We start from the raw sequence: 13,188 nt of genomic DNA, 5'->3' as shown, positions 1-13,188 counted from the left end.
ACGTCGATAGATGTTTTTCTTATCCAATTTTCTGGACTATTTCGTAAAAATAGTTTGACAACGACCGTGCAACAGGATTATAGTCATTGTTGTTAATCGTAATAATTACTATTAAAGTCCGAATTACACAGACTGCACATATAAGGAGTAGATTTCTATGACACAAAAGCAAGTTCCGGTAACCGTACTAAGTGGTTACCTCGGTTCAGGGAAAACGACGGTTTTGAATCACGTGTTGAACAACAGACAAGGGCTTAAGGTTGCCGTAATCGTTAACGACATGAGTGAGGTCAATATTGATGCAGCGCTGGTTAAGGGGGAGGCAACCTTGTCTCGAACCGAAGAGAAGCTGGTGGAGTTGTCGAACGGCTGCATCTGCTGCACCTTGCGGGATGATCTGATGCAGGAGATTGAGAAGCTGGTGAACGAAGGCAAGTATGACTATATTTTGATCGAATCCACCGGCATCAGTGAACCTGTTCCAGTTGCACAGACCTTTACATACGCCGATGCAGAGTCGGGTATTGACCTGACTAGTCTGGCCCGATTGGATTGTTTGGTAACGGTAGTAGATGCCAATCGATTCTGGCATGATTTTGGATCAGGACAGAGTCTTCTGGATCGTAATCAGGCGACCGGAGATGAGGACACCCGTGACGTTGTAGACTTGTTGATTGATCAGATCGAAACCTGTGATGTGCTGCTGCTGAACAAATGTGATCTGGTCGATGACACCGAGCTGAACAAGCTCGAAGGTATCATCCGCAAGTTACAGCCTAACGCCAAGATCATTCGGACCGAGAATGGACAGGTGATTCCGTCTGAGATTCTAAATACAGGCCGCTTTGATTTTGAGAAAGTGAGCATGTCCGCTGGGTGGATTCAGGAGCTGGAGAAGGAGTCGCATACACCGGAAACCGAGGAATATGGTATTGGTTCCTTTGTTTATCGCCGGAGAAAGCCATTCCATCCTTCCCGTCTGGCTGAATTCATGAGTTACTGGCCGGAAGAAGTGGTACGTGCCAAAGGTTTAGTATGGCTTGCGGCTGAAGGGGATGTTGCGGCAAGCCTCAGTCAGGCAGGGCCATCCATTCAGTTCGGTCCTGCGGGACATTGGGTCGCGGCGTTGCCCGAAGCGGACAAAGAAGAGATTTTGCGTAACGAGCCGGATGTTCTGGAGAAATGGGATGCCCAGTGGGGAGATCGTCAGACGGAGCTTGTCATGATTGGGATCGAAATGGAGCGTGCCAGCATTGAAGATGAGCTGGACCAGTGCCTGCTCAGTGATGAAGAAATGCTGGGCGACTGGGGCCATTTCGACAATCCACTGCCATGGCCTGTGGAAGCCGTATAACTCGGAAGTTGATGTTCTAAACATAAATTTAATGATAAAGGAGCTGTAATTCGTGGCTAAAAAATCTAAAGTGGTACGTGAGAAGCAACGTCAGGCGATCGTGGCAAAATATGCGGACCTGCGCCGGGAATTAAAGGAGAAAGGGGATTACGAAGCATTGCAGAAATTGCCGCGTAATGCATCTCCGACCAGACTAAAGAACCGTTGCGAAGTGACAGGCCGCCCGCGGGGTTATCTACGCAAGTTCAAGGTATCTCGGATTAAGTTCAGAGAACTGGCTCATCAAGGACAGATTCCTGGCGTAACAAAATCAAGCTGGTAAAATGATCAAGGGATGTGGCTGACCACCTTTGCATGGAGCAGGTTGTTGTGTGCTTGGAGCTGCATGTGGTGCGTAGAACAGAGGTGGTATTTTGCTGAAAGGATGTGCATCTCATGTTGGACTTGTTTACGTTACGAAGAATTCAGTCCGTAATGAACGGATAAATTCACGAGAAGGTACCTGCGCCACTGCGTACGATGGTGAAGTTGACGTATGTGATGAATGATAATGAATTGATCCTGACTGAAGAAAGACCCGCCGAGGAACGGTATCAATGGGATAAGATGCATATTGCCCGATTTTACTGGGAAGAAAATCAGTGGAAAGTGTATGCCAGAGATGAACAGAGCAGCTGGAATCCGGTAGATGTTATTACACCTTGTTCCGATTTTGAGAATGTGCTCGAGCAGGTGGAACGGGATGAGGCGGGACTGTTCTGGCGTACGTGAGCGAGATCGGTTAAGAGTATATTTCATTCGTGAAAATTAATGTTAACTCAGACAAATATGGCGTATATGCAACCGAGTTCGAAGCTAGCGAAACAGTGGCTAGCATCGGGCTTTTTTTTGTGTCAAAGAATCATTGAAGCAAAGAGGGGGGCGATCTTTTGGTCTGCCTTCCTTAATGGGCAAAAGAATAAATAAAATCTGTTTTACAATAAAAATTTATTGTAAAACGATAAATATTATGATAAATTCATATCACTTAAAACAAGTGAGGTGCTTTTGTGAAGCGAGGTACAACCATCTTTTTAAAATTGGCTGTGTTGCTTATTGGTGTTCCCATTCTTGCCTTATGTATATTCGGCATACCCTGGTTAGCAAACAATCCGGTGAATCCGAATTATGCAGGTGCACTATACCCCATAGTGATTATTATGTATGTGGAGCTAGAATAAAAAGTGGACACCCGTTAACGGACGGAAGGATAATAAGACTAACGGAGGTGTCCACATGGGAGAACAGCGGCAACGATATAACGAAGAATTCAAAAAACAAACGGTCAAATTCATTCAAGAGCAGACGAAGACACTTGGAGATTTGGCAGAAGAACTCAACATTCCAAAAAGTACGTTGCACCAATGGATGAGTAAGTACCGCGAACTAAAACATGAGCCTGTTGCCAGCGTAGATCGAGTGAAGGAACTGGAAGCAGAGCTTCAAGAGATGCGCCGGTTGCTTCAAGAGAAAGATCACACGCTTGCGGATACACAAGAAGAACTGGCGATTGTAAAAAAAGCAGTGCACATCTTCAGCAAACCAAAGAGCTAAGATTTCAGTTTGTGGAAGATCATCGCTCCGAGTTTTCTTTGGAGAAGATGTGCAGAACCTTTCAAGTATCACGGAGCGGATATTACAAATGGCGAATGGACCGAACCAGCATGCGGCAGAACCGTAAAGACGAGGTCATGAAGCGTATTCGCTATCATTTTTACGACCACCAGATGCGGTGTGGAAGCCCTAAAATTACGTATCTGCTCCATTTAGAAGGGCTGCGAATCTCTTCACGTACCGTCAGTATATACATGCGTCAAATGAATCTACGTTCTGTGGTCATGCCCAAATATCGCGTTCAGACGACGGATTCCAAACACGACCATCCCCTTGCGCCAAATACGCTGAATCAGCAATTTAAAACGTCCAAACCGAATAAGGTATGGGTTACCGACATCACCTACATTCCTTGCCGAGGAGGTCGTCTATATCTCGCCAGCGTTCTGGATTTGTGCACACGTGAAATTGTAGGCTGGCGTCTATATAACCATATGGAAACCAGTTTGGTGATGGGTGCACTGGAGGAAGCTTATAAGGCCAAACGCCCCGCTCGGGGATTACTCCATCACTCAGATCGCGGCTCTCAATACACGTCAAAAGAATACGTGGAGCAACTAAAATCATACGGAATGGAATCAAGCATGAGCCGCCGAGGAAACTGTTATGATAACGCCTGTATTGAGTCATGGCACAGTATTTTAAAGAAGGAACTCATTTACTGCAACCCTCGTTTTAAGACGCCGGAAGAGGCTTATACTGCCATCTACCAGTACATTGAGTTCTATTACAACCGCAAGCGAATGCATGGCGCACTAGGGTATCTTTCCCCTGCTCGTTTTGCGATGAATTTTACGGACAAATCCGCAGCGTAGTGTCTACTTTTTTGACATAGGTCCAATGTGTCCGTTATTCCGTTTATTGTTGCACTGTACCAGGCATTCCGTCTGCTGAGCTACATCGACAAAAATGAAGCGTTCTCTCTAATGTCAGTGAAATCCTTAAAAACAATAAAATATTGTGCTATTGTAATCAGTAGTCTCTATTTTGTGATGTTGCCATTTGTTTATGTTGTAGCAGAGAAAGATGATGCCCCAGGCCTCATTCTTATGGGAATGGTTCCTATTTTTGCTTCATTAGTCATTGCAGTGTTTTCAGCGGTGCTCCAAAGATTGTTACAGGAAGCGATTGATATCAAATCAGAAAATGACCTAGTGGTCTGAGGTGAATATATGGCCATTATAATCAATATTGATGTGATGTTGGCAAAGCGGAAAATGACGGTTACCGAGCTTGCAGAGAGAGTTGAGATCACAATCGCCAATATTTCCATATTAAAAACAGGAAAAGCAAAAGCGATCCGTTTATCCACTCTGGATGCGATCTGTAAAGCACTGGATTGTCAGCCTGGAGATATATTGGAATATAAGGCTGATGAGGACGAAGATACAAATGAACTTATATAAAAAATGAACGAAAAAGACTCTGCATGTTATATGCAGAGTCTTTTTTTACATCAGCTTGTTCAAGGAATACGTCCCGTGCCCTATAACGAATGATTGTGCATCATACGGAATTGCATAGGTGTTACGTTTTCCTGGGTTTTAAAACAGCGGATGAAGTAGCTTGACTGTGAAAATCCCGTTTCCAGTGTAATTTGTTTAATGGAAAGATTGGTTGTTGCGAGCAGCTGTTTCGCATGTAGTAGCCTGGATTCCATCAGGAATTCAGGGAAGGAGATTCCAAACGTCTGACTGAACTTGCGGCTAAAGTATGTTGTACTGTATCCGGCAATCCCGGCAGCATGGTCAAGTGTGATGTGCTCATTACTATGAGAGCGAATATAATTCCCTGCTTCACGAATTCGCTCTGAAGTGTGATTTAAAGAAACATTGATTTGACTCGCTGCGGATTGCAATCGGGTCAGAAGTTCATATAATGTTGCTGCCACACTGTGCTCGTCCTCCACCTGATAGCCTCTGCCTAGCTCCAGCAATCGATCCATGAGCGCGGTAACCACCGGAAAGTTGGAACATTGAAACAGCCAGGGCTCGTCAACGCCTTTTCCATTTAACAGTTCTTCGAGACGAATACCGTAGAAGTGAATCCAACGAATACTCCAAGGGTCATCCAAATCTGAATAGTAGGTTTGTCTGAGACCGGGACCGTAGAGGAATCCCTGCCCTCGTGTTAGCTCATAACGAGTGGTTCCCGTGTCCAGGAATCCTTTACCTTCAAGTACAAGGTGCAAATTATAGCAATGATCCAAGTTGATATCTTTCGTTCGATATTCCCGATTCACATAATGTTTCGGAAAGTCACTGTACCCTCCAATAAAATCGGGAAAGCATACATGTCTGGGGAAAACCGGCTTGGGGAGAAAGATGTGTTCTTTCACGTGCATCCTCCATTTGAACGCAATATTTTTATGTAGTGAACTGAAATAGATTCAGCCTACTGTTATTTGAATCTTAGACAATGACAATATTTTATTATAAGTCGCATAATCTTGTCATTTATTATATGTGAAGGTTCCAATAGAATGGAGGCAATATGGCAGGTTAAGGGGGCAATTAAAGGTGGCAAAATCAATCCAAATGGATGAATTAAAAATGGGGGTCTGTTATTACCCTGAGCACTGGTCGGAAGCGTTGTGGGAGGACGATTTCCGTAGAATGAAAGAGATGAATATCACAGTTATTCGGATGGCTGAATTTGCATGGTCCATCTTTGAACCGGAAGAAGGTCAGTTCGATTTTAGTTTTTTCCAGAAGGCATTGGATCTGGCGCATCAATACGGTTTAAGTGTTATTTTGGGAACACCTACTGCAACTCCACCAGCGTGGTTAACATCCAAATATCCTGAAGTATTAAACGCAAATAAGGACGGGGTATTGTATCAACACGGCATGCGGCGTCATACCAACTACAGCAGCCCAATCTTCAGACAGCAATGTGAAAAAATCGTGCGCAATATGGTGATTGCCTATAAAGATCATCCGGCTCTCATTGGATGGCAGATCGATAATGAATTCAATTGTCATATGGATGTTTTCTATGCTGAGGCGGACCATGTCGCCTTCCGTGAATGGTTAAAGGATCGTTATGAATCGTTAGAGAATCTGAACCAAGCATGGGGAACCGTTTTCTGGAGTCAGACCTATACTGACTGGGAGCAAGTTCACCTTACCCGAAATATGGTCAGTTCATCGCCCAATCCTCACCTGGCACTAGATGAAAAGAGATTCATCTCCGCCAATACCATTTCATTTGCCAAGCTTCAGGTGGACATCATTCGGGAACTGGACCCGGAACATTGGATCACAACAAACGGTACGTTTGGACACTTGGATAATCATGAAATGACAGAGGAGCTATTGGATTTCTTCTCCTATGATTCGTATCCGCAGTTTGCCACGATCTTCCCAGGGACAGACGATAACTCATTACAAGATCGGGCCTGGAGCATGAAACTGTCGAACGTACGTAACATGTCACCGAACTTTTGCGTCATGGAACAACAGTCTGGGCCAGGAGGCTGGGTCGACAGTATAGGCATGGGTACGCCAAGACCGGGACAGATCCGATTATGGTCATATCAATCTGTTCTTCACGGAACAGATCTGCTCGTCTACTTCCGCTGGCGGACAGCAACATTTGGCACCGAGATGTACTGGCATGGCATCAATGATTACCATAATCAACCTAACAGAAGAGTACGCGAGGTTGCACAAGTAGGGGAAGAGTTTGCCAAGATCGGGCGTGTTATTGCGGGCACTACATATCAAGCCGATGTTGCGATCCTACAGGATTACGATAACCTGTGGGACGGAGAGTTGGACGAATGGCACGGTCCGCTTCAGCAACAGAGTGTTCGCTCCTGGTATAAACAGCTCCAGTATCGTCATATTCCGACGGACATGGTTACACTGCAACCAACGACAACACTGGAAGAGTTATCCGAATATAAGGTGATTATCTATGCTCACCCGGCCATCATGACAGACGAGACAGCAGAACTTCTGCAAGCCTATGTCAGTCAAGGAGGCACTCTGTTTTTCGGTGCGCGCACTGGATATAAGGATCTCAGGGGGCATTGTTATATGAGACCGTTCCCTGGGGCTGTCGCTGAGTTGTGTGGTGTAACCGTAGAGGACTTTACCTTAATCAAAGGAACCGTTCCCGCAGCCGAGCTGCAATGGAATGGGACGAGTGAGCGGCTTCAGGAGGGAACGCCAACGGCCGGGTTTAACGAAGTTCTTCATGTGGAGCATCCCGACGTACAAGTCGTAGCCGAGTATACATCCGAATACTATGCAGGTAGCCCTGTTTTGACCAAACGTGAGGTAGGTCAGGGGCAGGTATGGTATTATGGGGCAGCTTACAACGAGCCGGTGGTAGATGCTCTACTAGATGAAATAGGGCTATCTTCACCTGTGAATGACCTGATAGAGGTACCGTCCGAAGTTGAGCTTGGTATCCGTTCCGGTAAGGATAAAGCTTATGTATTTTTACTCAACTACTCGGATCAACAAGTACCCATTAAGCTTAAGAAGCAAGCAAAAGAGTTACTGTCAGGTACAACACTTCAGAATGAGATCAACATGCCCGCGTATGGTGTATTCATCCTGGAGATCGATTTGCCACATTAAAAAATTCAATCATCCATATCATGCATTATTTATAGAATGAAACACCAAAAGCGCCTTGCAGCCATTGCAAGGTGCTTTGTATATACATGATGTAATTGTGATGCGCAACATCCATTAAGCATGGGTGTTTTTGGCTATATCTCGTATAACTATGCTTCGTACAAAATTTCACCTGTTCGCGATACATCATATCCCTCGAATGATTGCAGTTCCTGCCTGAACTCCGGCGATTGGAGAATCCGCAGGACCAATTCGGTCCAGGCTTCATTACCTTGCTTCCTCAGCATGACCAGATCATAGCGCTCCTGAGTGAGCGGGACAAAATCAACCTGACCCACAAGTCGTGCAGCTTTTTCAATGCCAACTCCGACATCAGCTTCACCTGAACTGACTTTGGCAGCCACGCCCATATGACTGGTTTCCTCGGTTTCATATCCGATCAGACCTGCGGCAGGAATTCCATGCAGCCGAAGTTGCTCATCCAGCAATACTCTCGCGCCAGAACCTTTTTCCCGATTAGCTAGTCTCAGTTCAGGCTTGCTCAGATCGGTCCAATTCTGTAAGTTCTGCGGATTACCACGCTGTACATATAGTCCGGCAGGACGTGACAGCAGGTTTACCACAACATAGGACCGCCCCGTCAGAATTTTGCGAATATACGGCAGATTATACTCACCGGTATCTCCGTCGAGCAGATGGGTGCTGACCAGATCGGACTCACCGCGATACATCGAGATAAGCCCATCCAAACTACCCATGAACGAACGTAGCGGACGAATGTCCCGAGTTTGTTTTTCCATATGGCGCATTAGAATATCCAGACTGACATCCTGACCTGTTATGACCAGATGCCGTGGTACAGCAGTCATTGCATGAGCAGAACTCGCTGGAGTAATCGCATGCGTAGACCCAACGGGTGTAGTCCATTGTAAGGAAGTTCCCTGAAAATCACCCTGACCTGGCTGGGTCCCTGATGCCGAGGTCTGATGAGGAGTCGGGATACGCTGCGCTGAGGACTGAAGTTGTTTGGAGCGACGTTTATATGCCTCCAGATCGGTTGCATCAATTCGCATTTGTTTACCCACACGGTATGCGACGAGGTCTCCTTTTTTGATCAGGTCATAGACCGTCAGTTTCGATATTTTGAGTAGCTTGGATATTTCTTCGGTTGTGTAGGATTGCTCCTCCGTCATAAGTGAAGATCCTCCTTCAAAGGTATAGAGCAATGATGGTTTTATTATGAATGTTTCTTGTACTATATCATTAATTGAGGGATGCCATAAACCTGAGAGCACGCAATACACGCATAGGACAGATAACAAAAATCAAATGTGATCTTAATCACCTTCCCATTTTTTTTGTCTTGTGTATAATTAGATATAATCAATTATAACTAGTTATATCTAAAGATAACGTTGGGGGAGAAATGAATGAGAAAGAGAATCGGATATGTGTTGGGAAGTATGTCACTGGGACTGGCTCTTGTATTGGCTGGTTGCGGCGCAAACACGGGCACTACGGATACATCCACAGGTGCAGAACAAACGACCTCAACGCCAGCGGCATCAGGTGAAAGTTCATCAGCAGGAAATAACGATCCTCAGGAAACGGTAGATCTGACAATCTCTGCGGCGGCCAGTCTGACCGATGCAATGAAAGAGATTGAAACCAATTATGAGCTAGCTAATCCTTATATAGAACTTAATTTTAACTTTGGCGCCTCGGGTGCCTTGCAACAGCAGATTGAACAGGGTGCCCCGGCTGATATCTTTGTATCGGCGGCAACGAAAAATATGAATGCACTGGTGGACGAGAACCTGATTGCATCGGGCGATCAGAAGAATCTGCTACAGAATTCACTGGTGGCCATAGTGCCAGCAGATGGGACCCACACAGTAACCAGTGAAACGGATCTTACCAGCGACTCCATCAAGACGGTAGCCATTGGGATTCCGGAAAGTGTTCCTGCGGGAACCTATGCCAAGGAAGCTCTGACCAATGCCAAGCTGTGGGATGAACTGGAAAGTAAACTTGTGCAGGGGAAAGACGTTAGACAGGTTCTTCAATATGTAGAGACAGGCAATGCAGATGCAGGATTTGTATATAAAACGGATGCTCTTACTTCGGATCAGGTGAAAATTGCGTTTGAGGTGGACAAGAACAGCTACACACCAGCCAACTATCCAATAGGCATTATTGAAGGAACCAAACACCGTACAGAGGCCGAACAATTTTATGCGTATTTACAAACCCCTGAAGTGCTCGATATCTTCGCTAGATACGGATTCACAATTCCGGAATGAATGTGAACGCCATAGACTGGTCCGTATTCTGGTCACCGGTGCGCCTATCTCTTCAGGTAGCGTTATTATCCAGCGTAGTGGCCACTGTGCTCGGAATTGCGATAGCCTGGAAGATGTCACGTTCTTCATTTCGGGGAAAGATTCTGCTGGAAACGGCATTTATGCTGCCGCTAGTCCTTCCTCCGACGGTGGTTGGATTTCTGTTACTTGTCATATTGGGGCGTAAAAGTCTGTTTGGACAATGGATTGAAGCCATATTCTCCGCACCGGTTATTTTCACCTGGTGGGCTGCGGTGATTGCTTCGGTGGTGGTTGCTTTTCCACTGGTGTATCAGACGATGAAATCGGGATTCAGTGGTGTGGATCGTGATCTGGAGGATGCGGGTCGTTCGATTGGGGCGAATGAGTGGCAGGTCTTTCGTTACATTTCCTTGCCGCTCGCAGGCAGAGCATTGATGACCGCCTTCATCCTGGGCTTTGCCCGGGCACTCGGCGAATTCGGAGCGACACTGATGATTGCAGGCAATATTCCGGGCAAAACGCAAACGGTACCCACGGCAATCTATGTCGCTGTAGATTCGGGCAATCAGACCATGGCTTGGGCATGGACTGTTTCCATTATTATCATCTCATTTCTCATGTTACTGATGACCAGACAGCAGCGAGATGGAAAAAATGACTGATTTGATATGTGTTGATATTATATATAAAATGATGAAAAATCCGTTTTGAGGAAAGAACTTTTTTCCTTAACGCGGGTTTTTATTACCAATTTCATATGTACCAATATCAATATCCTGCCAAATTGGTCTTAATGGAAATGTAAAGCTGTTTTAACATAAAAAAATAAAAATTTTCCCGAAATTTAATCGTTCAGTACTCGCTTTCAGTGGGCTTGTTCCTGTAAGATAGAAGTAATGGATTCCAGCCAAGTACTGAAATAAGGAGAGACGACGATGAACACTAAATCTGATTGCGGCGTTTCGTTGCAAATTGATGACTATCTGGATCTTTTGCATTTTGCCATCCAAATTCAGGATCAGGAATGGCAACAATCCCTTATCCGCCAACTCAAAATATTTCAGACGGCGACGGAGCAGCAACGCACACCTGAAGAGGAACTATGGACACGGTTTGATTACATCAACAGCAAACTGACAGGTCTTTGCCACCAGATTCATGCCGCTCATTCCATGGACGAACGCAAGAAGTTCGAGGAACGGATCGGTCTCTTACAATTACAGCGAGTGGAAGTTGCACGTAAAATTAAATGGGCGAGTCGCAGATAGATGAGTAGTGTACACACCAAGTGATGCACCGCCAAAATGGTATAATCAATGAGAGTCATACAAGAAGAAGCCATCCGCCAATCAATATGGGGGATGGCTTTTTCTTATACTATAGAGAAGTCCTATAACCATATCAGGATGTCCTATTAGTTTAGTTATTGCCCTAAGATGACTTGTAATGATATTCTTTGTTCAACCTAATTCCGACTATACAAGTAAGAATGGTTTGTTAATAGGAAGAGGAATGGGAGTACACATCATATTTGCTGTGATAACAGCCTGTGGAGGAGATTGGGAATGGTTAAAAAACGGGGGATTCAAAAATTCCGGACAGCACTGCTGTTCATTACAATGCTGGCGGTACTGGCTGGATGTAGCACAGGAACTGCAAGTAATGATTCAGAATCTGCTTCGGCAGCAGGCGACACCAAAGTGAAAAAGATCATTGTAGGAACAGGTACACAGTTTCCAAATGTCTGCTTCATTGATGAGAATGGCAAGTTAACAGGTTATGATGTGGAACTGATCCGGGAGATCGACAAACGTTTGCCTGAATATGAATTCGAATTCAGCACCATGGATTTCAAAAACCTGCTGCTGAGTCTGGAAACAAAAAAAATTGACCTGATCGCTCACCAGATGGAAGTGAATGATGAGAGACAGGCCAAGTTCCTGTTTAATGATGAAGCCTATAATATTTTTCCAAATAAAATTGTCGTAAGTCAGAAAAATGAGGAAGTAAAATCGATTGAGGATCTCAAAGGGAAAAAACTGATTGTTGGTGCTACAAGTAATGCGGCTGTACTTGCTGAGAAATGGAATGCAGCGAACGGCAACGGGATTGATATCGTTTATTCCGGAGCGGGTGAGGATACCATTACCCAGATCAAAACAGGCCGGGTGGATGCCACCATCAGCACGCAGTTTGCCATTGATTATCAGAATAAGGCGGTTGATGCTCAGTTGAAAACGGTAGGAGATGCCCTTTCCAACTCCAAAGTGTACTTCATTCTGAACAAAGATGAGCAGGAACTCAAAACCAAAGTGGACGAAGCGCTCAAAGCGATCAAAGAAGATGGAACATTAGGCAAACTGAGCACTGAGTGGCTTGGAGCTGACTATACGGTTGAAGAGTAGTCTGAGAAAGGTGTGCAGCGGTAATGGGAAAATCATTTGATCTGTCATTGGTTCTGGATTTCATCCCGGAACTGCTACGATATTTGCATATAACACTGATTGTACTGGGTGGTTCCATCGTGCTCGGACTGGTGGGCGGCGTGCTTCTGGCCGTTCCCCGGCTGTATCGAATTCCGGTACTAAGCCAGTTGGCTACCCTGTACGTCTCATTCATGCGGGGCACACCGATCCTGATCAAATTGTTCCTGGTGTATTACGGACTTCCCGAGTTGCTCAAACCCATTGGCATCGACCTGTCGAGAACCGACCCGTTGTTATTTGTCATTGTGACCTATGCGCTTAGTGACGCGGCATCCTTTGCCGAGATCTTTCGCGGAGCGGTGCGCAGTGTGGATAAAGGTCAGACGGAAGCAGCCTATGCTGCGGGTATGACCACATTCCAGTCTTTTCGGCGGATTGTTGTTCCGCAGGCACTGATTGTTGCTTTTCCGAACATGGCCAATACGTTAATCGGTTCATTAAAGGATACGTCTCTGGCCTTCTCCATTGGTGTCATGGATATGGTGGGCAGAGGGCAGACGTTAATTTCGGCTACATCGCATGCACTTGAAGTGTATATCAGTCTGTCTGTGGTCTATTATGTCATTGTTATTGTTCTTGAAAAAGGATTTGCCTTTGCAGAACGCAGACTCCAGCGTCATGAACGCAAGAGAGTTGTACACAAACCGGCAATTCGAGCCAAACGCCTGAAAGAGGTTGTTCAAAAAGTCCGCTTTTGATTACGAATCATGCCTGGCGGCATCTTCTCGGTACTGAAAACCAGACTTTTTGAACTCTCACTGAAACGAATAGCGGGGTGA

The 13,188-nt window shown here is 45.4% G+C and carries 14 protein-coding genes and 2 pseudogenes; 14 read left to right on the top strand and 2 right to left on the bottom strand.

Annotated features, from left to right (window positions below):
• Positions 1-157: 157 nt before the first annotated feature.
• The 8 genes and pseudogenes from MHI55_RS25310 (at position 158) to MHI55_RS25275 (ending at position 4,413) form a co-directional block, all read left to right on the top strand.
• Positions 158-1,354, top strand: coding sequence for a GTP-binding protein (locus MHI55_RS25310; protein WP_340387453.1), 1,197 nt, complete (start codon positions 158-160; stop codon positions 1,352-1,354).
• Between the two features lie 52 nt (positions 1,355-1,406).
• On the top strand, positions 1,407-1,676 hold the full coding sequence (rpsN, locus tag MHI55_RS25305; protein ID WP_036605831.1) for a 30S ribosomal protein S14: 270 nt from the start codon (positions 1,407-1,409) through the stop codon (positions 1,674-1,676).
• 218 nt (positions 1,677-1,894) lie between these two features.
• Entirely contained in the window at positions 1,895-2,125 is a 231-nt protein-coding gene (locus tag MHI55_RS25300; protein WP_340387451.1) for a DUF3024 domain-containing protein, read from the top strand.
• A 278-nt stretch (positions 2,126-2,403) separates the two neighbouring features.
• Positions 2,404-2,562 (top strand): annotated as a pseudogene (locus MHI55_RS25295) (DUF2975 domain-containing protein); the annotation flags it as partial.
• A 67-nt stretch (positions 2,563-2,629) separates the two neighbouring features.
• The gene (locus MHI55_RS25290) at positions 2,630-2,947 is read left to right on the top strand and encodes a transposase (RefSeq protein WP_074094933.1); all 318 of its coding nucleotides are present in this window, start codon (positions 2,630-2,632) and stop codon (positions 2,945-2,947) included.
• Positions 2,948-2,958: 11 nt separating this feature from the next.
• The gene (locus MHI55_RS25285; RefSeq protein ID WP_339189383.1) at positions 2,959-3,822 is read left to right on the top strand and encodes an IS3 family transposase; all 864 of its coding nucleotides are present in this window, start codon (positions 2,959-2,961) and stop codon (positions 3,820-3,822) included.
• A 27-nt stretch (positions 3,823-3,849) separates the two neighbouring features.
• A pseudogene (locus MHI55_RS25280) lies at positions 3,850-4,170 on the top strand (DUF2975 domain-containing protein); the annotation flags it as partial.
• Between the two features lie 9 nt (positions 4,171-4,179).
• Positions 4,180-4,413: a helix-turn-helix transcriptional regulator gene (locus MHI55_RS25275; protein ID WP_036605834.1), complete on the top strand. Its 234-nt coding sequence runs from the start codon at positions 4,180-4,182 to the stop codon at positions 4,411-4,413.
• An 80-nt stretch (positions 4,414-4,493) separates the two neighbouring features.
• Here MHI55_RS25275 and MHI55_RS25270 read toward each other — a convergent pair whose 3' ends face one another.
• Positions 4,494-5,351, bottom strand: coding sequence for a helix-turn-helix domain-containing protein (locus tag MHI55_RS25270; protein WP_036673445.1), 858 nt, complete (start codon positions 5,349-5,351; stop codon positions 4,494-4,496).
• Between the two features lie 175 nt (positions 5,352-5,526).
• Between MHI55_RS25270 and MHI55_RS25265 the strand changes: the two genes are divergently transcribed.
• Complete coding sequence (locus MHI55_RS25265; protein WP_340387449.1) at positions 5,527-7,599, top strand: beta-galactosidase; 2,073 nt, start codon at positions 5,527-5,529, stop codon at positions 7,597-7,599.
• A 149-nt stretch (positions 7,600-7,748) separates the two neighbouring features.
• On the opposite strand, the gene MHI55_RS25260 is transcribed toward MHI55_RS25265, so the two are convergent.
• Positions 7,749-8,792: a helix-turn-helix transcriptional regulator gene (locus MHI55_RS25260; RefSeq protein ID WP_036605837.1), complete on the bottom strand. Its 1,044-nt coding sequence runs from the start codon at positions 8,790-8,792 to the stop codon at positions 7,749-7,751.
• A gap of 237 nt (positions 8,793-9,029) precedes the next feature.
• Between MHI55_RS25260 and modA the strand changes: the two genes are divergently transcribed.
• The 5 genes from modA (at position 9,030) to MHI55_RS25235 (ending at position 13,107) form a co-directional block, all read left to right on the top strand.
• Positions 9,030-9,902 carry a molybdate ABC transporter substrate-binding protein gene (gene modA, locus MHI55_RS25255; protein WP_340387447.1) on the top strand — a complete coding sequence of 291 codons (873 nt, stop codon included), beginning with the start codon at positions 9,030-9,032 and terminating at the stop codon, positions 9,900-9,902.
• Positions 9,899-10,585, top strand: a complete 687-nt coding sequence (modB, locus tag MHI55_RS25250) for a molybdate ABC transporter permease subunit (RefSeq protein ID WP_083669918.1) — start codon at positions 9,899-9,901, stop codon at positions 10,583-10,585. The genes modA and modB overlap by 4 nt, the downstream gene beginning before the upstream one ends.
• Before the next feature lie 273 nt (positions 10,586-10,858).
• A complete protein-coding gene (locus tag MHI55_RS25245) occupies positions 10,859-11,191 on the top strand; it encodes a hypothetical protein (protein ID WP_017692504.1) in 333 nt (110 codons plus the stop codon).
• A 297-nt stretch (positions 11,192-11,488) separates the two neighbouring features.
• Positions 11,489-12,328 (top strand): transporter substrate-binding domain-containing protein, encoded by an 840-nt coding sequence (locus tag MHI55_RS25240; protein ID WP_083677492.1) that lies wholly within the window; start codon positions 11,489-11,491, stop codon positions 12,326-12,328.
• 23 nt (positions 12,329-12,351) lie between these two features.
• On the top strand, positions 12,352-13,107 hold the full coding sequence (locus MHI55_RS25235) for an amino acid ABC transporter permease (RefSeq protein WP_036605839.1): 756 nt from the start codon (positions 12,352-12,354) through the stop codon (positions 13,105-13,107).
• Positions 13,108-13,188 lie beyond the last annotated feature (81 nt).

This window comes from Paenibacillus sp. FSL E2-0151, from assembly GCF_037993015.1.
GTDB lineage: Bacteria > Bacillota > Bacilli > Paenibacillales > Paenibacillaceae > Paenibacillus > Paenibacillus amylolyticus.
Note: the sequence above shows the minus strand (reverse complement) of the source record. Positions and strands in the feature narration are given on the sequence as shown.